This window comes from Actinomadura latina NBRC 106108, assembly GCF_001552195.1.
GTDB classification, from domain to species: domain Bacteria; phylum Actinomycetota; class Actinomycetes; order Streptosporangiales; family Streptosporangiaceae; genus Spirillospora; species Spirillospora latina.
The window spans coordinates 48694-70674 of sequence record NZ_BCQS01000005.1; the positions used below are offsets into that span (position 1 = coordinate 48694).

General features: G+C 71.6%; 22 protein-coding genes and 1 pseudogene. 18 read left to right on the top strand and 5 right to left on the bottom strand.

All coding sequences use genetic code 11. The annotated features are described in order from the left end of the window. The first annotated feature begins 39 nt into the window (after positions 1–39). The 11 genes from ectB to AL2_RS06625 all read left to right on the top strand — a co-directional run bounded on the left by ectB (position 40) and on the right by AL2_RS06625 (position 11783). The gene (gene ectB / locus AL2_RS06575) at positions 40–1302 is read left to right on the top strand and encodes a diaminobutyrate--2-oxoglutarate transaminase (RefSeq protein ID WP_067630873.1); all 1263 of its coding nucleotides are present in this window, start codon (positions 40–42) and stop codon (positions 1300–1302) included. A 34-nt stretch (positions 1303–1336) separates the two neighbouring features. After that, positions 1337–1732, top strand: a complete 396-nt coding sequence (locus AL2_RS06580) for an ectoine synthase (protein ID WP_067630876.1) — start codon at positions 1337–1339, stop codon at positions 1730–1732. Continuing rightward, entirely contained in the window at positions 1729–2637 is a 909-nt protein-coding gene (gene thpD, locus AL2_RS06585; protein ID WP_067630879.1) for an ectoine hydroxylase, read from the top strand. Before AL2_RS06580 ends, thpD begins: the two co-directional genes overlap by 4 nt. A 101-nt stretch (positions 2638–2738) precedes the next feature. Continuing rightward, a complete protein-coding gene (gene ehuB / locus AL2_RS06590; protein WP_067630881.1) occupies positions 2739–3632 on the top strand; it encodes an ectoine/hydroxyectoine ABC transporter substrate-binding protein EhuB in 894 nt (297 codons plus the stop codon). Positions 3633–3638: 6 nt separating this feature from the next. Further along, a complete protein-coding gene (gene ehuC / locus AL2_RS06595) occupies positions 3639–4355 on the top strand; it encodes an ectoine/hydroxyectoine ABC transporter permease subunit EhuC (protein WP_067630883.1) in 717 nt (238 codons plus the stop codon). Then, positions 4355–5008, top strand: coding sequence for an ectoine/hydroxyectoine ABC transporter permease subunit EhuD (gene ehuD, locus AL2_RS06600; protein ID WP_174550819.1), 654 nt, complete (start codon positions 4355–4357; stop codon positions 5006–5008). Before ehuC ends, ehuD begins: the two co-directional genes overlap by 1 nt. Then, positions 4995–5906: an ectoine/hydroxyectoine ABC transporter ATP-binding protein EhuA gene (ehuA, locus tag AL2_RS06605; protein WP_083946118.1), complete on the top strand. Its 912-nt coding sequence runs from the start codon at positions 4995–4997 to the stop codon at positions 5904–5906. Before ehuD ends, ehuA begins: the two co-directional genes overlap by 14 nt. Before the next feature lie 153 nt (positions 5907–6059). Continuing rightward, the gene (locus AL2_RS06610; protein WP_067630888.1) at positions 6060–7262 is read left to right on the top strand and encodes a thiolase family protein; all 1203 of its coding nucleotides are present in this window, start codon (positions 6060–6062) and stop codon (positions 7260–7262) included. A gap of 3 nt (positions 7263–7265) precedes the next feature. Continuing rightward, positions 7266–7637 carry a Zn-ribbon domain-containing OB-fold protein gene (locus tag AL2_RS06615; protein WP_067630891.1) on the top strand — a complete coding sequence of 124 codons (372 nt, stop codon included), beginning with the start codon at positions 7266–7268 and terminating at the stop codon, positions 7635–7637. Between the two features lie 34 nt (positions 7638–7671). Beyond that, positions 7672–8808 (top strand): NAD(P)H-dependent flavin oxidoreductase, encoded by a 1137-nt coding sequence (locus tag AL2_RS06620; RefSeq protein WP_067630893.1) that lies wholly within the window; start codon positions 7672–7674, stop codon positions 8806–8808. Positions 8809–8912: 104 nt separating this feature from the next. Then, on the top strand, positions 8913–11783 hold the full coding sequence (locus AL2_RS06625) for a hypothetical protein (RefSeq protein WP_157438043.1): 2871 nt from the start codon (positions 8913–8915) through the stop codon (positions 11781–11783). An 18-nt stretch (positions 11784–11801) separates the two neighbouring features. Here AL2_RS06625 and AL2_RS06630 read toward each other — a convergent pair whose 3' ends face one another. Beyond that, positions 11802–11981, bottom strand: a complete 180-nt coding sequence (locus AL2_RS06630) for an ATP-binding protein (protein ID WP_067630898.1) — start codon at positions 11979–11981, stop codon at positions 11802–11804. 517 nt (positions 11982–12498) lie between these two features. Here AL2_RS06630 and AL2_RS06635 point away from each other — a divergent pair. From AL2_RS06635 to AL2_RS39030, 6 genes and pseudogenes are all read left to right on the top strand, one after another. Then, positions 12499–14073, top strand: a complete 1575-nt coding sequence (locus tag AL2_RS06635; RefSeq protein WP_245666510.1) for an HNH endonuclease signature motif containing protein — start codon at positions 12499–12501, stop codon at positions 14071–14073. A 183-nt stretch (positions 14074–14256) separates the two neighbouring features. Next, entirely contained in the window at positions 14257–15270 is a 1014-nt protein-coding gene (locus AL2_RS06640) for a methyltransferase (RefSeq protein WP_067630902.1), read from the top strand. Between the two features lie 103 nt (positions 15271–15373). Further along, complete coding sequence (locus tag AL2_RS06645) at positions 15374–16213, top strand: YqjF family protein (RefSeq protein WP_245666410.1); 840 nt, start codon at positions 15374–15376, stop codon at positions 16211–16213. Between the two features lie 91 nt (positions 16214–16304). Next, positions 16305–16547: a hypothetical protein gene (locus tag AL2_RS06650; RefSeq protein WP_067630903.1), complete on the top strand. Its 243-nt coding sequence runs from the start codon at positions 16305–16307 to the stop codon at positions 16545–16547. Next, a pseudogene (locus tag AL2_RS40250) lies at positions 16541–16801 on the top strand (short-chain dehydrogenase); the annotation flags it as partial. The gene AL2_RS06650 and the pseudogene AL2_RS40250, both read left to right, overlap by 7 nt. A 53-nt stretch (positions 16802–16854) precedes the next feature. Further along, complete coding sequence (locus tag AL2_RS39030) at positions 16855–17001, top strand: hypothetical protein (protein ID WP_245666412.1); 147 nt, start codon at positions 16855–16857, stop codon at positions 16999–17001. Here AL2_RS39030 and AL2_RS06660 read toward each other — a convergent pair. Continuing rightward, positions 16996–17961 (bottom strand): CapA family protein, encoded by a 966-nt coding sequence (locus AL2_RS06660; RefSeq protein ID WP_067630913.1) that lies wholly within the window; start codon positions 17959–17961, stop codon positions 16996–16998. The genes AL2_RS39030 and AL2_RS06660 overlap by 6 nt on opposite strands. Positions 17962–18047: 86 nt before the next feature. After that, positions 18048–19082 carry an SGNH/GDSL hydrolase family protein gene (locus AL2_RS06665; protein WP_067630915.1) on the bottom strand — a complete coding sequence of 345 codons (1035 nt, stop codon included), beginning with the start codon at positions 19080–19082 and terminating at the stop codon, positions 18048–18050. A 135-nt stretch (positions 19083–19217) separates the two neighbouring features. Between AL2_RS06665 and AL2_RS06670 the strand changes: the two genes are divergently transcribed. Next, positions 19218–19811 (top strand): DUF4126 domain-containing protein, encoded by a 594-nt coding sequence (locus AL2_RS06670; RefSeq protein ID WP_067630917.1) that lies wholly within the window; start codon positions 19218–19220, stop codon positions 19809–19811. Here the strand turns inward: AL2_RS06670 and AL2_RS06675 are convergent. Together AL2_RS06675 and AL2_RS06680 are read right to left on the bottom strand one after the other, a co-directional pair. Continuing rightward, positions 19789–20286 carry a GNAT family N-acetyltransferase gene (locus AL2_RS06675; RefSeq protein ID WP_067630920.1) on the bottom strand — a complete coding sequence of 166 codons (498 nt, stop codon included), beginning with the start codon at positions 20284–20286 and terminating at the stop codon, positions 19789–19791. The genes AL2_RS06670 and AL2_RS06675 overlap by 23 nt on opposite strands. Before the next feature lie 39 nt (positions 20287–20325). Then, positions 20326–21780: an MFS transporter gene (locus AL2_RS06680; RefSeq protein ID WP_083946124.1), complete on the bottom strand. Its 1455-nt coding sequence runs from the start codon at positions 21778–21780 to the stop codon at positions 20326–20328. Positions 21781–21981 lie beyond the last annotated feature (201 nt).

Sequence of the window (21981 nt, forward strand, 5' to 3'; positions counted from 1 at the left end):
CCCCCACCCGCTCCCCACCCCGACTGCCTGGAGGCAGACATGGACGTTTTCGCCCGCCTGGAATCGGAAGTCCGCGGCTACTGCCGAGGGTGGCCCACGGTGTTCACCACCGCGCAGGGCAGCCACATGACCGACGAGAACGGCAAAACGTATCTTGACTTCTTCGCCGGCGCAGGGACGCTCAACTACGGGCACAACAACCCGGAGCTGAAACGCCGGCTGCTGGACTATCTCGCCAGTGACGCGATCGTGCACAGCCTCGACATGTACACCGCGGCCAAGCGGGAGTTCCTGGAACGATTCAACGAGTACGTACTGGAGCCGCGCGGGCTCGACTACAAGGTCCAGTTCCCCGGCCCCGCGGGCAACAACTCGGTCGAGGCGGCGCTGAAACTCGCGCGGAAGTACACCGGCCGGGAGACCGTCGTCAGCTTCACCAACGCATTCCACGGGATGACGCTCGGCGCGCTCGCCGTCACCGGGAACTCGATGAAGCGCACCGGCGCGGGCGTGCCGCTCGGGCACGGCGTCGCGATGCCCTACGACAACTACCTCGACGGGCGCACGCCCGACTTCCTGCTGTTCGACACGATGCTGGACGACAGCGGCAGCGGCCTGGACAAGCCCGCCGCCGTCATCGTGGAGACCGTGCAGGGCGAGGGAGGCATCAACGTCGCCACTGCCGAGTGGCTGCGCGGCCTGCAGGACCTGTGCCGCCGGCACGACATCCTGCTCATCGTCGACGACGTCCAGATGGGCTGCGGCCGCACCGGGTCGTTCTTCAGCTTCGAAGAGGCCGGGATCACCCCGGACATCGTCTGCCTGTCCAAGTCCCTCAGCGGCTACGGGCTGCCGTTCGCGGTCACGCTCATGAAGCGGGAACTGGACGTGTGGGAGCCGGGCGAGCACAACGGCACCTTCCGCGGCTTCAACCCGGCGTTCGTCACCGCCGTCGCCGCGCTGGAGGACTACTGGACCGGCGACGACTTCGAGAAGCAGACCCTCGCCAAGGGCCAGCAGGTCCAGGCGGCGCTGGAGGAGATCGCGCTCGCGCACGCCGGCGCGATCGACGGCGTCCGCGGCCGGGGCCTGGCGTGGGGCCTGGTGATGAAGGACCCGGAGACGGCTCCCAAGGTGTGCGGGGAGGCGTTCGCGCGCGGGCTGCTGATGGAGACGTCCGGCCCCGAGGGCGAGGTCGTCAAGCTGCTGCCGCCGCTCACCACGACGGAGGCCGAGCTGGCCCGCGGCCTGGAGATCATCGCGGACTCGGTCGAGGCCGTCCGGGCGAAGGTCACGGTCTGAGCCGCCGCCCGGCACCACAGGAAAGAGGAGATCAATGATCGTTCGTTCCCTTGACGAGATCGTCGGCACCGAGCGCGACGTCCAGGCGCCCACCTGGTGCAGCCGGCGGTTCGTGCTCGCCAAGGAGGGCGTCGGCTTCTCGCTGCACGAGACGATTCTGTACGCGGGGACCGAGACGAAGATGTGGTACGCGAACCACATCGAGGCCGTCTACTGCATCGAGGGCCACGGCGAGCTCACCGACGACGAGACCGGTGAGAAGCACGAGATCCGGCCGGGCGTGATGTACCTGCTGGACGGCCACGAGCACCACACGCTGCGCGCGCACACGGACGTCAAGACCGTGTGCGTCTTCAACCCGCCCTGCACCGGCCGGGAGGTCCATGACGAGAACGGTGTCTATCCGCTGCTGACTGAGGAGGACGCATGAGCATCATCGAGTCCCATCCGACGATCGACGACGCCTACCCCACCCGGAAGGCCGCCGAGGCGGCGCTGCTGTACCGGCAGGACCCGGTCGTGTACGGCACGCCGCAGGACGGGCCGATCGATGGCGCCACCCTTGACTCGTTCGAGGCCAACGGCTTCCTGTCCGTCGACCAGCTGCTCGCGCCGGAGGAGGTCGAGGACTACCGCGCCGAGCTGCGCCGGCTGTCGTCCGACCCGGAGATCCTGGCCGACGAGCGCACGGTCACCGAGCGCGGCTCGAACGAGGTCCGCTCCATCTTCGAGGTCCACCGGATCAGTGAGGTCTTCGCCGGGCTCGTCCGCGACCCGCGCGTCGCCGGCCGCGCCCGGCAGATCCTCGGCTCGGACGTGTACGTCCACCAGAGCCGGGTCAACTACAAGCCGGGGTTCACCGGCAAGGACTTCTACTGGCACTCCGACTTCGAGACCTGGCACGCCGAGGACGGCATGCCGCGGATGCGCGCGGTGAGCATTTCCATAGCGCTCACCGAGAATTTCGTGCACAATGGCGGGCTAATGATTATGCCTGGCTCGCACAAGACCTTCGTGGCGTGCGTGGGACAGACCCCCGACGACCACTACAAGGAGTCCCTGCGCGGCCAGGAGATCGGTACGCCCGACCCCAACAGCCTCTCGATCCTGGCAGACAAGCACGGGATCGAGCTGTTCACCGGCTCGGCGGGCTCCGCGACCCTGTTCGACTGCAACTGCATGCACGGCTCCAACGGCAACATCACTCCCTTCCCCCGATCCAACGTGTTCATCGTGTTCAATAGCGTTGAGAACACGTGCGGCGAGCCGTTCTCGGCGCCCGCGCCCCGTCCCGCGTTCATCGGGGCACGCGATTTCACCCCTGTGGCCGGCTGACCGGGTGACAACAATTCGATAACCCCGACCGCTCGCCCCGCGCCCGCGGGGGCCCTGCCAGGCCCTCGCGGGCGCGACGGCACACCGACAGGAGTTCAACGATGACTTCTTCGAGAAGAGACTTCCTCCGCACCGCCGTGCTGCTGTCCGCCGCGGCGCCGCTGGCCGCGGCGGGCTGCTCCACGACGGATCCGGAGACGGAGAAGTCGGGCGGCGGCACGCTGCAGAAGGCCAAGGACGCCGGCTCGATCACGGTGGGCTTCGCGAACGAGGCGCCCTACGGCTACACCGACAAGTCCGGGAAGCTGACCGGTGAGGCGCCCGAGCTGGCCCGCGCCATCTTCAAGAACCTCGGCATCGACGAGATCAAGGGCGTCCAGGTCGACTTCGGCGGCCTGATCGCCGGGCTCAACGCCAAGCGGTTCGACGCGATCGCCGCCGGCATGTTCATCACGCCGGAGCGGTGCGCGTCCGCGGCGTTCGCGAACCCCGAGTACGTCGCCAAGAGCGCGTTCATGGTCAAGGAGGGCAACCCGAAGGGCCTGAAGAACGAGAAGGACCCGGCCGCGAAGGGCGCCAAGGTCGGCGTCCTCACCGGCGCGGTCGAGGCCGGCTACGCCGAGAGCACCGGCGTGAAGAAGGGCGACATCAAGACGTTCGCCGACCAGGCGAGCGCCTTCGAGGGCCTCAAGGCCGGGCGCATCGACTGCATCTGGCTGACCCGCATCTCGCTGGCCGACCTGCTGTCCAAGCACAAGGGCGAGGGCTTCGAGGTGACGGACCCGTTCACCCCGGTCATCGACGGCAAGGAGCAGCTGGGCGCCGGCGCGTTCGCGTTCCGCAAGGCCGACTCGGACCTGGTCACCGCCTGGAACGGCCAGCTGGACAAGCTCAAGCAGCAGAACGGGCTGCTGCCGATCCTGCAGCCCTTCGGGTTCACCCAGGACGACATGCCGGGCCCGGACGACACCTCCGCCAAGTTCTGCAAGGGCTGATCCCGCGTGTCCGACGTCCTCGACAGCTACCCCCAGTGGCTGGACGGCGCGTGGGTCACGGTCCGGCTCACCCTCCTCGGTGGCGCGCTGGCGCTGGTGCTCGCCTTGCTGTTCGGCATGGCGGGCACCTCGCGCCACGCGTGGGTGCGCGTGCTGAACCGGGTGTACGTGGAGTTCTTCCGCGGCAACGCCACGCTGGTGCTGCTGTTCTGGTTCTTCTACGCGCTCCCGCTCATCGGCCTCCGGTTCTCCACGATGTTCGCGGCCGTGCTGGCCCTCGGCCTGAACGTCGGCGCCTACGGCGCGGAGGTGGTGCGCGGCTCGATCAACGCCGTCCCGAAGGCGCAGTACGAGGCGACGGTCGCACTGAACTTCACGCCGTTCCAGCGGCTGCGGCGCGTGCTGCTGCCGCAGGCGTTCGCGCTGATGCTGCCGCCGTTCGGCAACCTGCTCATCGAGCTGATGAAGGGAACGGCCATCGTGTCCCTGGTCGGGCTCGTCGACCTGACCCGCGTCTCGAAGAACATCCAGGGCAGCACCGGCGAGACCGTCGCGGCGTTCTCGGTGGTCCTGGTCCTGTACTTCATCATCGCGCAGGTGCTGCAGCTGTTCGTCCGCTACGCCGAGCGCCGCGTGGACCGCATGCTCGGCCGCAGGCTGCCCAGTGAGCCGTCCCTCGGGACGGTCGCGGCGGGCGCCCCGGGAGCGGGGGTGGCCGGCTGATGAGCTGGGACTGGCAGTACTCCGGGGACATCCTCCCCGACCTGCTGAGCGGCCTGCGCTACACGGTCACCGCGACGCTGGCCGGCTACGTGATCGCGATCGTCCTCGGCCTGGTGTGGACGCTGCTGCGCCGCACGCCGAGCCGGGTCTTCAACCAGGCGGTCCGGTGGGTCACCGAGTTCATCCGGTCGACGCCGCTGATCCCGCAGCTGTACTTCGTGTTCTTCGTCCTGCCCGCATGGGGCATCACGATCGGGTCCCTCACGGCGGGCATCATCACGCTGGGGGTCCACTACTCGACGTACACGGCGGAGGTCTACCGGGCCGGGATCGCGGACGTGCCGAAGGGGCAGTGGGAGGCGTGCACCGCGCTGAACCTGCCGAAGTCGCGGGTGTGGCTGGACGTGATCCTGCCGCAGGCGATCCGGCGCGTCATCCCGACGCTCGGCAACTACCTGATCGCGATGTTCAAGGACTCGCCGATGCTGCTGGCGATCAACGTCCCGGAGCTGCTGTTCTCCGCGTACAAGGTCGGCGCGCAGAGCCTGCAGTTCCTGGAGCCGATCACCATGGTGGGCCTGTTGTTCGTCGTGGTGAGCGTCATATCCTCGATACTCGTCCGCCGCTTGGAGAGGCGCTATGCCACCACCTGAGACCACACCGGAAGCACCCAAGGACGCCGCGGCGGACTCCGCGGACGACGCCGTCACCGAGAAGGGCGTTTCCACGCAGAAGGGGGACGCGCCCAAGGGCGGGCACGCGGCGCCGCTGCCGCACGGCGCCGCGCCGGGAATCCGCTTCGAGAAGGTGGTCAAGCGGTTCGGCTCCAACGTCGTCCTCCGCGAGCTCGACTTCACCGTGGCGCCCGGCGAGCGGGTGACGCTCATCGGGCCGAGCGGGTCGGGCAAGACCACGATCCTGCGGCTGCTGATGACGCTGGAGACGCTCGACGAGGGCGTCATCTGGATCGGCGACGAGACGCTGTGGCACATGGAGCGGGGCGGCAAGCGCGTCCCGGCGAACCAGAAGCACCTGCACGAGATGCGCAAGCAGGTCGGCATGGTGTTCCAGCAGTTCAACCTGTTCCCCAACATGAACGTGCTGCGCAACCTCACCGAGGGTCCGGTGCGCGTGCTGGGGGTGCCGAAAGACGAGGCGGTCGAGCGCGCCAAGGACCTGCTGGACCTGGTGGGCCTCGCCGACAAGGAGAACGCGCACCCGACGCAGCTGTCGGGCGGCCAGCAGCAGCGGGTGGCGATCGCGCGGGCGCTCGCCATGCAGCCGAAGGTGCTGCTGCTGGACGAGGTCACCTCCGCCCTGGACCCCGAGCTGGTCGTCGGCGTCCAGGACCTGCTGCGCGACATCGCCCGGCAGAGCGACCTCACCATGCTGTGCGTCACGCACGAGATGGCCTTCGCCAAGGACATCTCCAACCGGGTCCTGATGTTCGACCAGGGCCAGATCGTGGAGGAGGGCCCGCCGGACCAGATCTTCGGCGAGCCGTCCGAGCAGCGCACCCGGGACTTCCTGCAGGCCGTCCTGGCCTCCTGAGCGATCCCCGGCACGTCGCCCGCGTCCCCGTCGCCCCGGGGACGCGGGCGACGCTCGTCCCGGCCGTTCCGGGCCCGCTACTGATCACCCCGCCCCGTCCAGCACCGAACGTCGTTCTGTACCGTGGCACTTACGGACGAGAAGAGCGAGGCGATGAGCATTCCCAGGGGCACTTCGATCGCGGGACTCGGCATGACCGAGCTCGGCAAGGTGTACGGGCGCAGCCCGCGACGGCTCGCGGCCGACGCGGTGCGGCTCGCCGCGCGGGACGCCGGGCTGGCGCTCGGCGACCTGGACGGGCTGCTGGTCAGCCACGGGATGGGCGGCTCCCCCGGCATCGAGCTGGCCGGCACGCTCGGGCTGCGCGATCTGCGGCTGCTGTCCCAGGTCAACTCCTTCGGCGCGACGGCCGGGGCGATGGTGTCCTACGCGGCGATGGCGGTGCTCAGCGGGACCGCGACCACCGTGGCCTGCGTGTTCGCGGACGCGCCGCTCAAGCCGAAGCGGTCGGCGGGCTCGGTCTACAACCGGGACGCCCCCTCGGGGTCCGGGGGCGCTCCCGGGAAGGCGGAGTGGTACGGGTTCGGCGGGATGACGGCGGCGCTCGGGCTGCGCAGCGTCAACTCGTTCTACGCGCTCGCCGCCCAGCGGCACATGGCCCGGTACGGGACGACCAGCGAGCAGCTCGGCGCGATCGCCGTCTCGACCCGCGACTGGGCGTCCCGCAACCCGCTCGCCCAGATGCGCGACCCGATCACGATCGACGACCACCAGAACTCCCGGTGGGTGTCCGAGCCGCTGCACCTGCTGGACTGCTGCCTCGTCTCCAACGGCGCCATCGCCGTCATCGTGACGAGCGACGACCGGGCCCGCGACCTGGCCCGCCCGCCCGTCCACCTGTGGGGGTGGGGGCAGGGGCACCCCGGGCACCGCAAGGAGCGCGGCAGCGACTTCGGCCTCACGACCGGCGCGGCGTCGTCCGGCGCGACGGCGATGAAGATGGCCGGGATCACGCCCGCCGACGTGGACGTGTGCGAGCTGTACGACTGCTACACCTACACGGTCCTGGTGTCGCTGGAGGACTACGGGTTCTGCGCGAAGGGCGAGGGCGGCGCGTTCGCCGCGTCCGGCGCGCTCGGGCCCGGCGGGTCGCTGCCGACCAACACCGGCGGCGGGCAGCTGTCGGCGTACTACATGTGGGGCATGACGCCGCTGTCGGAGGCCGTGATCCAGGCGCGCGGGGACGGCGGCGAGCGGCAGGCGCCGTCCAGGGACGTGATCCTCGTCAGCGGGAACGGCGGCATCCTCGACCACCACTCCACGCTGATCGTCAGCCCGCACCAGAAGGGGGCCTAGCCCATGGAGATCGGCGTTCTGCGGCGGGACGGGCGGACCGACCCGTTCTTCGACGGCACCGCCGCCGACCGGCTCGTCGTCAAGCACTGCCCGTCGTGCGACCTGTGGTTCCCGCCGGACGCGTCCGGCTGCCCCGAGTGCGGGGACGAGGACCTGGGCTGGGCGGAGGCGAGCGGCGCCGCGACCCTCGTGACCTGGACCGTCCTGCCGAAGGACCCGCCCGCCTACCTGGCGCTGGTCGAGCTGGCCGAGGGTCCGTGGCTGCACGCCCGCCTGGACGGCGTCACGCGCGAGGACCTGCGCGAGGGGCTGCCCCTCCGCGCGGCGTTCGAGCACCCGGACGAGGGCGAGTCGTACATCCTGTTCCGCCCCTAGACCGAATGACATTCGGTCCGTTAGCGTCGGAACCATGAACACCGAGGTCTGCAAGCGATTCGGCATAGAGTTCCCGCTCTTCGCCTTCAGCCACTGCCGCGACGTCGTCGCCGCCGTCACCAACGCGGGCGGCTTCGGCGTCCTCGGGGCCGTGGCCTACAGCCCCGAGCGGCTCGAAGAGGAGCTGCGCTGGATCGACGACCATGTGAACGGCCGCCCCTACGGCGTGGACGTCCTCGTCCCCGGCAAGATCGACAAGTCGGCGGAGGGCGGCGGCGGCCTCGACGCCATGCTCGCCGCGATCCCCGAGGAGCACTGGGCGTTCCTCACCGGCCTGTTCGACAAGTACGACGTCCCGCTGCCCGACTTCGAGAAGGCGAAGCGCTCGAACGCCCGCGGCGGCACGGGCGTCACCAAGCAGGGCGCGTCCGAGCTGATCGACGTGTCGCTCGCGCACCCCATCGGCCTCATCGCCAGCGCCCTCGGCACCCCTCCCCCGCTCATGGTGGAGAAGGCCCGCGAGGCCGGCGTCCCCGTGGCCGCGCTCGTCGGGACGTCCGAGCACGCCCGCCGCCAGGTCGCCGCCGGCGTCGACCTGATCATCGCGCAGGGTGGCGAGGCCGGCGGCCACACCGGCGAGATCTCCACGATGGTCCTGGTCCCCGAAGTGGTCGACACGGTCGCGCCGGTGCCCGTCCTCGCCGCGGGCGGCATCGCCACGGGACGCCAGATGGCCGCCGCCCTCGCCCTCGGCGCGTCCGGCGTCTGGTGCGGCTCGGTCTGGCTCACCACGGAGGAGGCGGAGACGTCCCCGGCCGTCAAGGAGAAGATGCTGGCCGCCACGTCCCGCGACACGATCCGCTCGCGGTCCCGCACCGGCAAGCCCGCCCGCCAGCTCCGCTCCGCCTGGACGGACGAGTGGGAGGGCCCCGCAAGCCCCGGCCCCCTCGGCATGCCGCTGCAGATGATCGTCGCCGAGGGCGCGATGCGGCAGATCACCAAAGTGGCCGAATCCGGCAACCCGGGCGCCCGCGCCCTCGCCAACTACTTCGTCGGCCAGTGCGTCGGCCTGATGAACACCGTCAAGCCCGCCCGCCAGGTCGTCTACGACATGGTCGAGGACTTCGCCGGCGCCGTGGAGCGCCTCAACACCATCACCGGCGACGACTGACCGGACAAGACCGGACGGTGATCGGGCCGTCACTTTATGACGCACGAACACCCGCGCCCCTACGCTTTCCCGGAACACTGAAGCACGTTCCGGAAGGCTGAACCGTGGGCAACCCCCGACCCACCGAGTCCGGGCGCGGACTCCTCGCTTTGTTCGACTGGATGTCCGGGCGCCTCCCGTGGCGGCTGGACTCCCGCCCGTACCCGGTCATCGTCCTGGAACCGGCCGACGACCCGGACGCCCCCGGCCGGCACCTCGACGAACTGAAGCGGCTCGCCGCCGAGACGGGCCTGCCGGCGATCGCCCCCGGCCTCGCCGCCGACCTGACCGGCGGCGAGGCCGGCGGCGCGGAGACCGCCGCGATCGCGCTGGCCGACACGATCTCCCAGCCGCTGACGTGGACGCACACCCGGTCGCCGTTCGGCCGGCTGCGCTTCCCCCGCTCCGACCTCATCCGGACGATCCAGGCCGCGGCCGCCGAACCCGGACCGGACGGCGCACCCGCCCCGCCCCCGTACCGCCGCTCCCCCGTCGCCGCCGTCGACCGCTGGAACGAGCAGGCCCGGCTGTTCCGCTGGCAGAGCGGGCCGCTGCGCGCCCCCGGCTGGTGGACCACCGTCGGCGGGTCCCTCGTCGCCATGATCGCCGTGCTGGCCGGCGGCATCGCCGAGCAGACGCCGAGCCTCATCCTGCTCACCGCCGCCGGCTGCCTCGCCGCGGTGCTGCTGGTCGTCGCGGGGCTGTCGACCCGGCGGATCTGGCTGCCCGTCCTGTCCCGCCTCGGCTTCGGCGGCCGGTACCGCTGGTTCGCCCGGACGTCGTTCTTCGCCGTCCTCGGCGACGGCGACGACGGCGGTGACGACCTCGGCTTCGAAGGCCGCCTGCACCGGGTGTGCGAGCGCCTCACCCGGCCGGACGCGGCCCGGTTCCTGCTCCAGATCAAGACGTTCGCGCTGCTGGAGGACCTGCGCGACCAGTACCGGCGGCTCGCGCCGGACCTGCGCGGCCTCAAGCGCCCGGCCCCGCCCGTCGTGTTCCTGTCCGGCGTCGGACGCGGCAACGGCGGCCTCGCGCTGCTGTCGGCGATCAGCGACATCCGCGCCCGGCGCAGCGAGTTCCACCCGCTGATCGTCATCGGCTCCATCGACGCCGCCACCCGCGACGCGTTCGGCGGGCCCGCACCGGGCGGCGACCCGCGCGACCGGTACGAGGAGTGGCGGTCGTCGCTCGGCACCGCGCAGGGGCCCAGCGAATCGATCCCGCTGCCCTACCTGCTGCGCATCCCGGTGACCGGCGACCCCGCCGCCGGACGCCCCGACGCCTTCGCCGTCCGGCGCCGTCCCCGCTGGACGTGGCTGTGGTCGTGGCGCAGCCTGGTCGCCGCCGCCATGGTCCTCACGCTCGCCCTGCTCTACGTGCAGACCCACCTGCGCTCCACGTACTGCAGCGTCGGGTTCCCCGTCGGCTGGAACGGCGACACCCGGCTGCAGACCAACGGCGACGGCAGCCACGAGTGCGTCGGGGTGTCCACGCACGGCGTCCGCTTCGAGCGCGACCGCGACAGCATCGGCCTGGACGCGGAGAAGCGCCGCCCGTCCCGCCGCAACACCGGCTCGCGCCTCACCCTCGCCGACCTCCAGCGCCGCATCCACGAGGAGAACGAGGCCGTCCTCGCCTCCGGCGAGCACTACGTCACCGCCGTCTACGCGGGCGTGTTCACCGCCAGCCCCGGGCAGAGCGACCTCACCGTCAGCAGCATCCGCGAACTCGCCGGCGTGTACCTCGCCCAGAAGCGCAACAACCGCTCCGGCCGGCCCGGCGAGGTCAACAACCCGCTCAAGCTGCGCATCCTGCCCGCGAACACCGGGCAGAACATGGTCTTCTCCCAGGAGACCGCCGACCGCATCCTCGACATCGCCCACCGCGACCCCACCCTCGTCGGCGTCATCGGCTTCGGCCGCAACACCGAGAACTCCCAGGCCGCCATCAAGGAACTGATCTCCGCCGGGCTGCCGGTCGTCAACACCGTCAACTCCTCCGACCAGCTCCCCGCACTGCCGCACTACTACGGCCTCGCCTCCACCGACTTCGACGAGGCGGCCGCGATCCGCGCCGCCGTCCGCGCCGAACTGCACGGCCGTCCGCTCTCCCGCCTGATGCTCGTCCACCGCGCCCCGGGCCCGTCCAAGGACGCCTACAGCCGCGAGATCGCCGACGACGTCGCCCGCGCGCTCGCGCCCGGCGACGTCGACCGCGTCGTCTACACCGGCACCGGCGACATCTCCGGCAAGGTGAAGGCGGCCTGCGAGGCCGCGCCCGCCCCGTTCGTCTACTTCGCCGGCCGCTCCGAGGACCTTCCCGGCCTGATGAACGGGCTCGTCGGGGGCGGCTGCACCCAGCACCGCCTCGTCCTGCTGGCCGGCGACGACGTGACCAAGACCCGGTTCGGGACCGGCCCGCACCAGGTGCCGATGCCCGCGAACACCGTCGTCTACCACACGGCGTTCGTCCACCTGCCGTTCCTGATCGCGGGCGACGCCGACCAGACCAACGGGTTCTTCACGCTCGCCCGCAGCCTCCTCGGCATCGGCGCACCCCGCGTCCGTCCCAACGAGCCGCTCCTCGTGGACGGCCAGATGGCCCTCACCTACGATGCCACCGTCGCCCTCGGCCAGGCCGCGCAGAACGCCTTCACGAACCTCGGCCTCACCGCCGCCGGGCCGGGCGTCGTGGCCGGCAGCCGCTCGGTGACGTCCGGCGACGTCATACTGGAGCTGCGCCACCTGCACGTCCGCAGCGCCGCGACGGGCGACATCGACTTCCGCGGCGACCAGCACAAGGTGAACGGCCCCGGCGACCGCAACCTGACGCTGATCAAGGTCATGCTGAAGAAGGGCGAACCGACGTCCACCCCGATCTGCGGCCGCCTGAACGGCGGCATCCCGGCTCCCCACCTGAAGCCCTGCCCCCGCTAACGCTGGAAGGCCGCGAAGCTAGTCCCAGCGGAGCGGCGGCGGCCCTGGGAACCGCATCCACACCGCCGTCCGCTCCCCATCCGGCCGCACGCCCCACTCCAGGCTCAGCGCGTCGATGATCCGCAGCCCGCGTCCGTCCTCGGCGAGCGGATCGTCCCGCATCACCGGCCGCCGGCCGCCGCCCGTCCGCCCCGTCATCGGCCACCTCCGCAACGACGTCCTCCGCCACCACGGAGAACACCACCGTCACCCTCCGCATGTTGAAGGCGCAACCTCGGTCGGAATGCCGGTTTCCCTCTGGTGCACACCTTTAGGACACGCGCTTGGCTGAGGTTCTCTTTTCATCGGTTCAGGGTGGTGCTGCAGGTGCACGGCTGAGGTGATCTTCCGAGGGTTGGCGCGCCCGTTTGCCTTTTCCGCTGATTGCTGCCACTTCGCTTGCGGTAGGTGCCCGGAAAGTGGTGTTACCCTTCCGGCCCGGCACGTGGTTGCTCTCTGGCCGCGCTCCGCGCGGCACATGGCGGGCGACGATCGGCAGCAAGGATGCGCGGGGCACGGTTCCCTCTGACGACACGGGGTGAACCGCCCCGCGACTGGCGTTTCTTGTGGAAAATAAAAGGGGGAGTTAGGTGGGATGTCTTGAATGCCCAGTGGCGGCAGTGACGGCTTGAGATATAATTGGAGAATGGATTAAGGGGAGGTGACTTTGGTGTCCATGCTCGCGGACAGCGCGGCTCCTCAGCGTGAATGGGGAGATCGGGAGTGGTTTCCGCCAGGGCCGCAACTGGCGATCTGTCTTTCCGGCGGGAAAGAGCACCTGGCCGAATTGACCGATGCCGAGCTCCTCCAGGTCGCCGCGGCCGCGCGCCGCCAGACCTCGTGGGCACAGGCTCGGGAGCTGGCCGCCATCGCCGAACTCACCGAACGCCGCACCCGGGACGAAGCCGACGGCGATCCCGACTACCGGATCCTGCCCGCCCGCGAATCCGTCGCGGAGGAACTCGCCGCCGCGCTCACTGTCACCGGCAACACCGCCGCCACTATGGTCCACCTAGCCGAACGCCTCACCGGTCCGCTCGCCGACACCGGTGCCGCGCTGGAAGCCGGACTCCTGGACTTCGCCAAGGCCCGCGTCATCAGCGACCTGACCGACCAACTCCCGGAACCGGTCACCCGCAGGGTCCAAGCGGAGGCGCTGCCGAAGGCATCCGCCCAGACCACCGGGCAACTACGCCGCACCATCAAGCGAATCTTCCAGCGGCTCGCCCCCGAGGCGATGGAGGAACGCAAGCGCGAAGCGGTGCGGCAACGGCGGCTGGAGATCTGGGGCACCCCCTCCGGCACCACCGATCTGGGCCTGTGCGATCTGGCCGCCGAGGACGCCCACGCCATCTACAACAAGATCACTGCCGCCGCGCACGGCGTCAGGCACGACGGCGACTCCCGGCCCCTGAACATGATCCGCGCCGACCTGGCCACCCGCCTCCTGCACGGACTCCCCCTCCCGGCCGCCGTCAGCAGCCTCATCGCCCCTGTTCCTGCCGACGGCCTCGCAGCGCCGTCCCACACCGATCCGGAACACGAACTCATGCGTCCGGAGTCAGACCAGTTGGCACCCGCATCCGACGACCGATCCGACACCGCCGGTCCGCATTCGGTGGGCGAACCAGCGTTGCGCCTGCCTGGCAACCACTCCGGCACCGGCACCCCGGGTCCGAGGGTGGGCGCGCACCTGCAGCCAGGGCCCGCCGTGGCACTGTGGCCTCACGGGATGGTGGTCGCGACCGAGGTCCGGGTCAGCGGGTACCTGGCCGGCGCCGGTGGAGGGACGGGTGCCGATGCGTTCTGGGCCGCGGATCTGGCCGGACGGCGGCTGGCGCACGTGAGCGCCCGCGTCCCCTCCCGGGATTTGGCGGCCGCCGTACCGCGCACCGTGCGACGCATCCACCGGGAACTCGCCCGTGCCCGCGAAGCCGCCTGCCGGGGCGATGCCCAGACTCACGGTCGCCCCGCTTACCGTCCGCCCGCCGCAATGCGCCGGGAAATCGAAGAGCGGCACCCCACCTGCGTGTTCCCGACCTGCAATCAGCCCTCGCACCGGTGCGACCTCGACCATACGGTGCCCTGGCGGCCCGGCATTACCTGCCGCTGCAACCTCGCCCCGCTCTGCAGACGCCACCACCGGCTCAAACAAAGCCCAGGCTGGACACTCCACCAGATCTGGCCCGGCTTCCTCATCTGGACCACCCCATCAGGCGCCTGGTACATCGTCCAACCAGACGAGAAGTAGCGCATCGGCGGGTGCGGGCCTTGGCACTCGCGGAGCCGGAATGCCGTTCGCACGGCCTTGGGCGCGACGATTTCCAGCGCGGACGGGTGTCCGTCGGAGGCCGCTGCGTGCTCCTGCTGAAGTCGTGGCCCGCTTTGTCAGACCCTGGATGTAGCGTTCTTGAGCGAGCAGCGAGGAGGCGTTATGGGCGTCGAGGAGAACGGGTGGGGCGGGGGAATGTGGGCGGCTGCCGACCTGGTCACTCCGATGGCCATTCGGGTGGCGGCGACGTTGCGGCTCGCCGATCACATCGCGGGCGGCACGCGGACGGACGCGGCGCTCGCCGCGGCGGTGGGCGCCGAACCCGACGCGCTGAGGCGGCTGCTCGGACACCTGGTCACGGCCGGGATCCTCTCCCGTGTGGAAGATGGCGGCTATGGCCTGACGAGTCTGGGTGAGCAGCTTCGGGACGACGATCCAGGGAGTATGCGGGCCTGGCTCGATCTGGAGGGGGCCATCGGGCACGCCGATCTGTGCTTCGTCGACCTGCTGCACACCGTTCGTACTGGTGAACCGGCGTTCCCACGTCGTTTCGGCCGGACGTTCTGGGACGACCTGTCCGCCGACTCCGGTCGCGCGGCGTCGTTCGACGCGCTGATGGGAGGCCGGCTGGTGCAGGAGGCGCCCGCCCTGGCCGCCGCCTACCCCTGGGGCGACCTCGGGCGCGTGATCGATGTGGGCGGCGGCAACGGCAGCCTGCTGATCACCATTCTGCGGGCCCATGAGGAGCTGCGCGGGACGGTCGTCGACCTGGCCGGGCCGGTCGCGCGTGCGGAAGAGGCCATCGCCGAGGCGGGCCTGGGCGATCGTGCCGATGCCCGGGCCGGCAGCTTCTTCGACGCCCTTCCCGCCGGGGCGGGCGGGTACCTGCTGTCGGGCGTCCTCCACGACTGGGACGACGAGCATGCCGCCCGCATCCTGCAACGGTGCGCCGAGGCGGGGGGCGGGACGGGAAAGGTCCTCGTCGTCGAGCACGTGGCCAACGTCCAGGGCGCCGAACGGGACACCGAAGGCGACCTGCGCATGCTCTGCTACGTCCGCGGCCGAGAGCGCACCCTCGACGAGTTGGGCGAGCTGGCCGAGCCGGCCGGGCTGCGGGTCGGCTCGGTCACGCCGGGAGAGCTGCACTCGATCGTCGAACTGTGCCCGTCCCGCTGACGCCATTCCCCGCCGGAGAAGCGTTCCAAGCGGACTGGCGGGTGCGCCGGGCGCGCCGATTCCTGCCCGGGTGACTCCGCGGCGGCCCGGTTCCCGGACCCGCGTGCACAGGTCGGCCTCGGTCGGGTCGATGGCGGCGGCGACGCGGGGAATGTGGTCGCGCGGCTGGTCGTCGCCCAGCGGCTCCAGGGCGCTGTGGGACGATGGCGAGGTGCCCGTTCCCGAGAGCATCACCGCAGATGCGCCAGGGTTGACCGGCCGGCCGTGGCTTACGCAGTGGTGGCTCGACCTCGCGTTCGTCCACTGGGCCGTGGAGCCGCGAGAGGTGGCGCCGCTGCTGCCGGAAGGCGTTGCCCCGGACACGCTGGACGGAGTCACCTATGTCGGGCTCGTCGCCTTCTGGATGCACCGGGTCGGCTGGTTCGGCCTCCCCGGGGTGCCGTACCTCGGGACGTTCCCGGAGACGAACGTGCGGCTGTACTCGGTGGACGAGCAGGGACGGCGCGGCGTGGTGTTCCGGTCGCTGGACGCGTCGAGACTGCTGCCCGTGGCGATCGCGCGCGCGGGGCTCCGGATGCCGTACCAGTGGTCGCGCATGACCGTCCGGGCCCGGAAGGACGTGATCAGCTACACCAGCTCGCGACGGTGGCCTGGGCCGCGCGGCGCCCACAGCCGCATCACCGTGCGGATCGGCGAGCGGGTGGAGGAGCCCTCCGAGCTGGAGCACTTCGTGACCGCCCGCTGGGGCATGCACAGCGAGCTCCTCGGACGCGTGCGGTTCCTGCCGAACGTCCATCCGCGGTGGCCGCTGCACCGGGCGACGCTGCTGCGCTGCGAGGAGAACCTCGTGGCGGCGGCCGGCCTCCCGGGGCCGCTCGGAGAGCCGGTGAGCGTGCTCTACTCGCCGGGCGTGCCGGTGCGGTTCGGCCGTCCGGACAGCTGATCACCCACTGGCGGGGAAGCCCATCACCGGGTTGCCGGTCAGCCGCGTCATGACCGCACTACCTACCTGAGCTTGCCTTGAGGGGGCCTGGATGCTTCCCGCCCTGGCCGTCCACCGGGCGAACGGGCGGGTGATCGAGATGCTCCTCGCCAACGTATCGGCGCGCGAACTGGAGGCCCGCGCTGACGCGAGGTCACTGGCCCGGACGATCCAGGCCGTGATCGCGGGCACCGGCCTGGCCTGGGCCCTCGACCGTGCGGGGACGCTGCCGGAACGGCTCCGGGACGAGATCGGCGCCGTCCTCGCGCCGAACATCCGCAGGGAGGAATCGTGAGGAAACTGACCGGTCAGGTAGCGCTGGTCGCCGGTGGCACGCGCGGGGGCGGGCGCGGCATCGCCGTCCAGCTCGGGGCCGCCGGGGCGACCGTCTACGTCACCGGGCGCAGCAGCGGCTCGGGGCGCTCCGAGCTCGGGCGGCCCGAGACGATCGAGGAGACCGCCGAGCGGATCACGGCGGCCGGCGGCGCCGGGATCCCGGTGCGCGTCGACCACAGCCGCCCGGACGAGGTCCGCGCGCTGGCCGGGAGACCCCCGCCTACCTGGGACGCGCGGTCGCCGCCCTCGCCGCAGACCCCAACATCATGCACAAGACCGGCAGGGCACTGGCGACTTGGGGCCTGTACCAGGAGTACGGGTTCACCGACGTCGGCGGCACGCAACCGGACTTCGCCGCGCACTGGGCGGAGGCGCTGGTGGACGAGCACGGCCCGCTCGGCGATCCCCTATAGCCCACCGATGACGAGCCGGCCGTCCCGCGCGGCGACGCCGGTGCCGAACGCACGGCACGCCGCGGTGAGACGCCCGGTGATCCAGGCGAGGTCGGCGCCGTCCGCCAGCCGGGTATGGGCGAAGTCGAGACGGAGCGGGACCGCCTCAACGCGGGACGGACGTCCGCCGTCCAGGGTCACCAGGAACAGCAGCCCCAGGTCGTTGCGCAGCCTGCCGTCAACGGCATAGTCGTCGATGAAGTCGCCCATGTCGTACATGACCGGCCAGGCCACGCCGTGGAACACGTGTGCCGAACTCCCCGCGATGAGCGACGCGCCCGCGTCCACGAGCGCTCCGGCCGCCCGCAGGACGTGCGCCAGCGGCTCCTCGATCATGTTCGGACCCCAGTGCGGCATGACCAGCACGGCGTCGGCCTGGTCCCGCAGCCGGCGGATCCGCCGCACCAGGCCGTCCGGGACGCCGCGCCGGAGATCGGCGTAGGCGACCCCGGGACGGCCGGGCGCGGCGGCGAAGTCGGCCGGGTGATCGGTGACGCCCACCACCGCGAGCCGCGTGCCCCGCACCTCCAGGACGGCGGGCTCGCGAGCCTCCGCGAGGTCCGCCCCGGCACCGACCGTGCGGATGCCCGCCCGCCGCAGGATGGCGACCGTGTCCAACAGCGCGTCCGGGCCGTAGTCCAAGGCGTGGTTGTTGGCGAGCGTCACGCAGTCGACGCCCAGGTCGGTGAGGGCGCCGACCGCGGCCGGAGGCGCCCGGAAATGGAACGGTTTTCCGGGCGCATCCCACGGATGTCCGCGCTCGGAGACGCAGCATTCCAGGTTCACGAGGGCGAGGTCGGCCCCGGCGAAGACTTCGCACACGCCGTCCGAGAACAGGCCGTGCGGGCCGGACGCGGCGATCCGCTTCGCCACGCCCCGTCCGAGCATGGTGTCCCCGGCGAGCGCGACCGTGACGGCCATGGGTCCCCCCATCCGACGGGACGTCCGGTTCCCAGCCTACGAGCCGCCCCGGAACCCGGCCCAGCGCAGGGCGGTGCCCTCGACCACTAGGACAGCGGGCGGCCGGGCCCCTTCTTGATCTGCGCGATGAACAACTGCGCCAGCGCGTGCTGCCCGGCGATCGTCGGGTGGTAGCTGCGCGGCTCGGCTTCGAGCGCCGACAGGTTCACCGTCAGGCCGTTCATGTACGCGTTCCGGCTGCCCACCTCGTGCCCGGCGAACGCGCTGTAGGCGTCGATGAACTCGACGCTGCCGGGGGCGTGCGTCGCGGCCTTCCGCGCGTCGGCCTCGGCGGCGGACTGCCGGATCAGCTGCCCCAGGGCGTAGGCGCGGGCGTTCAGCCAGCGCTGGTCCGGCACCGTGATGTTGTCCCCGTCGACGCCGCTGACCTCGGAGAACGCCTTCGGATAGCCCATCACGATCACCCGCGCGTACGGCGCTCGGGCGGCGATCTTGCCGAGCAGGCCCGGGAGGTCCTGGCGCAGGTCGGACATCTTCCCGGCGATCTCCTCGCCCTGCCCGGTGCAGCCCTTGCTCCACGGCAGCCTCACGACGCATCCGGCGAGCACCTTGGAGAAGCCCACGTCGTTGCCGCCGATGCTGAGCGTGACCAGGCTGGTGTCGCGTCCGATACGGCCGATCTGCGGGGGTTCGCCGCCCCGCCCGTCGAGGACGTCGTCGGTCGTCGCGCCGGAGCAGGCCCAGAACGAGGTGCCCTTCGCGAAACGGAAGGTCTGCGCGACATCGTGGTAGTACGCCTTGGACGTCCGATGGCAGCGGTCGAGAGGGTTGTGGTCGGCCGGCGTCGCCTCCGCGCCGACACCCGCCGAGTAGGAGTCCCCGAGCGCGACATAGGACCCGCGGGTGGCCGCTTCGAGCGGCGTGGGCGCCTTATGGGCGGCGACGGGGTCGGCGCGCTTCTCCGGGACGGGCATGCGGCAGCCGCCGCCGAAGACCTCGCAGCGTGCCGCGGGCAGCGCCACCAGCGGGACGACGGCCATCGTCAGCAGCACCACGAGGAAGACGATCGCGGCCCTCCGGTCGCCGAGCCGGTCCCGCACCCATGCCACCGGGCTGATCATCGTCCTCCTTCGCTCCATGGGGCAGACGTGCGTGAGCCGTCCCGGGTTCCCGCCTTTACATTGTAGATCTCAATTGGAACGCGGGCGCGGAGCCGCGCGTCCAAAGGACCAACGATAAGTCAGCGGGAGGGACGCATGCTCGCGGCACTGACCGGCCTCGGCCTCTCCGCCGCGGCGGGCCTCAACGCCTACATCCCGATGCTGGTCGTCGGCCTGCTCGCCCGGTACGGCGACCTCGTCCGGCTGCCCGCCGAGTTCGGCTGGCTCACCGACGGGCGGGTCCTCGCCGGGCTGGCCGTGCTGCTCGCCGCCGAGATCGTGCTCGACAAGGTGCCCGTCGTGGACAGCGTCAACGACGCCGTGCAGACGTTCGTCCGGCCCGCCGCCGGAGGCGCCGTCTTCGCGGCCACCGACGCCGCCGGGCGGCTCGACTCGTCCTCGTTCATGCAGGAGCACCCGTGGATCGGCTGGGGGCTCGGCATCGTCGTGGCGCTGGCCGTCCACGCGGCGAAGGCGTCCGTGCGGCCCGTGGCGAACGCGGGGACGATGGGCGCCGGAGCGCCGGTCCTGAGCACCCTTGAGGACGCCGCGTCCCTGGTCATGAGCGTGCTGGCGATCCTGGCCCCGATCATCGGGCTCATCGTCGTCCTGCCGGCCGGGTACGCGGGCTTCCGCCTCCTGCGGCGCCGCCGGCGCCGCAGGGCCGCTAAGCGGCCGGCGCCCACATGACGACGCGCGGCCCCAGGTCGTGCAGCCCGGCCTTGATCTCGGCGTCCCAGTAGGACCTGATGCCCGCCCCCCACCGCTCCTCGGGCAGCTCGGCGAACCCGTGCCGGGCGTACCAGGGGGCGTTCCACGGGACGTCCCGGAACGTCAGCAGGCTGACGCCGGGCGAGCCGGCCGCCGCCGACCGCGCCTTGACCTCCTCCAGCAGCCGGACGCCGATCCCCCGCCCGGTCAGGCGGCCGAGCACCGAGATCTGCTCCAGGTGCGCGGCCCCGTCGACCTCCTCGACCGCCGCGAACCCCACCGGCGGATCGCCGGCCACCACGATCTCGGCGCCCTTCTCGATCATCAGCTCGATCACGGCCGGACCGGGCGGGAACACGATCCCGATCTCCCTGAACATCGGATCGCCCGAGTTCTCGATGTCCGCCAGTCCCGGCAGATCCGCGGCCCGGGCCGGCCGCACCTCGTACTCCATCCCGCGATGGTAGGCCGCCGCAGAAGACATCGATCACGGTCATACCGGGGCTCCTTCCCGGGGCGGGGGCGGGCTCGTCCGGGGCAGGACGGCGAGGGCGAGGAGGGCGGCGCCGAGCAGGAGGACGGCGCCGAGGGCCAGGCCGAGCGCGTACCCGTCGCTGAGGGTCGCGGGCGTGACGGCGTGGCCGGTGCGGTCGTGGGCGACGGTGCCGAGGGCCGCCAGGCCGAGCGAGGCGCCGATCTGGCGGGAGCTGTTCAGCAGGCCCGAGGCGGTGCCGGTCTCGCGGGCCGCGACGCCGGCGGTGGCCGTGGAGACGAGCGGCCCCAGGCAGAGCCCGAAGCCGACGCTGGCGACGATCGACGGCCCGAGGACGTCGGTGGCGAAGGCGCCGTCCGAGCTGATCAGGCCGAACCAGGCGAACCCGGCCGCGGTCAGCGCCGCGCCGGCGGCCAGCAGGGTCCGGGGCGCGAGGCGGTAGCCGAGCTTGACGGCGAGCACGGAGCCGGCGATCACGCCGAAGGCGAACGGCAGGAACATGACCCCGGTCAGCGCCGCGCCGTGGCCGAGCACCCGCTGCAGGTAGAGGGACATGAAGTAGAAGGACGAGGCCATGGCGGCGCCGACCAGCAGGTTGTAGGCGTTGGCGCCGGCGACCGAGCGGTTGGCGAACAGGCCCAGCCGGACCAGCGGATCGCGGGACGTGCCCCGCTCGACGAGGACGAACCCGGCGAGCAGCGCGGCGGCGACCGCCAGGATCGTCACGGTGACGGGCGACGTCCACGGGTACCGGTCGGTGCGGACGACGCCGAACACCAGCAGGCTCAGGCCGCCCGTGGCGAGGACGGCGCCGAGCACGTCCGGGCGTCCGCCGCGGACCGGGCGCGGGCCGGCGGCGACGCCCCGCCAGGCCATGGCCAGCGCCGCGGCGGCCATCGGCACGTTCACGAACATCACCCAGCGCCAGCTCGCGTACTCGGTGAGCAGGCCGCCGATCAGGACCCCGAGGGCGCCGCCGGCGGCGTTCGTCGCGCTCCAGATCCCGAACGCCCGGACGCGGGCCCTGCCGGTGGGGAACGCCTCGGTCAGCAGCGCCAGCGCGGCCGGGGCCAGCGCGGCGGCCCCGACGCCCTGCGCGGCGCGCGCGGCGACCAGGTGGCCGGGCTCCTGCGCGAAGCCCCCGGCGAGGGAGGCGAGGCCGAACAGGCCGAGCCCCAGCAGCAGGACGCGCTTGCGCCCGTACCGGTCGGCGGCCTTGCCGCCCAGCAGGAGCAGCCCGCCGAAGGTGAGCGCGTAGGCGTGGATCACCCAGGCCACGCCCACCGCGCTGAAGCCGAGGCCGGCGCCGATCTGCGGGAGCCCGACGTTCACGACCGACAGGTCCAGCGAGACCATGAACTGCACGACCGCCACCGCGGCGAGGACGAGCCCGGGGCGCGCATCGGACGCGGCGACCGGCGTCAGCGTCCCGCCGACCGATTCCCTGACCGTCATCGCGACCCCCCGGGGCTCTTGCGGAATTCGTCCTTCACTCGGAACGTGTGCATGCCGGACATCGTGGTGTCCGGGCCGGTCACCCGTCGTCCTGCGGAGGAAGACACCTCCGCTCGGCACCCGGGAAGCAGCATTCGCCCGCCTACATCCCTGGGAGTAGTGGTCACTTGCGACGTGCGGCGGAGGACCTCGCCAGAAAAG

Bases quoted from the DNA above. Each gene is read 5' to 3' on its own strand.
- ectB (WP_067630873.1), top strand. From the start codon at position 40: ATGGACGTTTTCGCCCGCCTGGAATCGGAAGTCCGCGGCTACTGCCGA.
- AL2_RS06580 (WP_067630876.1), top strand. From the start codon at position 1,337: ATGATCGTTCGTTCCCTTGACGAGATCGTCGGCACCGAGCGCGACGTC.
- thpD (WP_067630879.1), top strand. From the start codon at position 1,729: ATGAGCATCATCGAGTCCCATCCGACGATCGACGACGCCTACCCCACC.
- ehuB (WP_067630881.1), top strand. From the start codon at position 2,739: ATGACTTCTTCGAGAAGAGACTTCCTCCGCACCGCCGTGCTGCTGTCC.
- ehuD (WP_174550819.1), top strand. From the start codon at position 4,355: ATGAGCTGGGACTGGCAGTACTCCGGGGACATCCTCCCCGACCTGCTG.
- ehuA (WP_083946118.1), top strand. From the start codon at position 4,995: ATGCCACCACCTGAGACCACACCGGAAGCACCCAAGGACGCCGCGGCG.
- AL2_RS06610 (WP_067630888.1), top strand. From the start codon at position 6,060: ATGAGCATTCCCAGGGGCACTTCGATCGCGGGACTCGGCATGACCGAG.
- AL2_RS06615 (WP_067630891.1), top strand. From the start codon at position 7,266: ATGGAGATCGGCGTTCTGCGGCGGGACGGGCGGACCGACCCGTTCTTC.
- AL2_RS06620 (WP_067630893.1), top strand. From the start codon at position 7,672: ATGAACACCGAGGTCTGCAAGCGATTCGGCATAGAGTTCCCGCTCTTC.
- AL2_RS06630 (WP_067630898.1), bottom strand. From the start codon at position 11,981: ATGACGGGGCGGACGGGCGGCGGCCGGCGGCCGGTGATGCGGGACGAT.
- AL2_RS06635 (WP_245666510.1), top strand. From the start codon at position 12,499: ATGCTCGCGGACAGCGCGGCTCCTCAGCGTGAATGGGGAGATCGGGAG.
- AL2_RS06640 (WP_067630902.1), top strand. From the start codon at position 14,257: ATGGGCGTCGAGGAGAACGGGTGGGGCGGGGGAATGTGGGCGGCTGCC.
- AL2_RS06650 (WP_067630903.1), top strand. From the start codon at position 16,305: ATGCTTCCCGCCCTGGCCGTCCACCGGGCGAACGGGCGGGTGATCGAG.
- AL2_RS39030 (WP_245666412.1), top strand. From the start codon at position 16,855: ATGCACAAGACCGGCAGGGCACTGGCGACTTGGGGCCTGTACCAGGAG.
- AL2_RS06660 (WP_067630913.1), bottom strand. From the start codon at position 17,961: ATGGCCGTCACGGTCGCGCTCGCCGGGGACACCATGCTCGGACGGGGC.
- AL2_RS06665 (WP_067630915.1), bottom strand. From the start codon at position 19,082: ATGATCAGCCCGGTGGCATGGGTGCGGGACCGGCTCGGCGACCGGAGG.
- AL2_RS06670 (WP_067630917.1), top strand. From the start codon at position 19,218: ATGCTCGCGGCACTGACCGGCCTCGGCCTCTCCGCCGCGGCGGGCCTC.
- AL2_RS06675 (WP_067630920.1), bottom strand. From the start codon at position 20,286: ATGGAGTACGAGGTGCGGCCGGCCCGGGCCGCGGATCTGCCGGGACTG.
- AL2_RS06680 (WP_083946124.1), bottom strand. From the start codon at position 21,780: ATGACGGTCAGGGAATCGGTCGGCGGGACGCTGACGCCGGTCGCCGCG.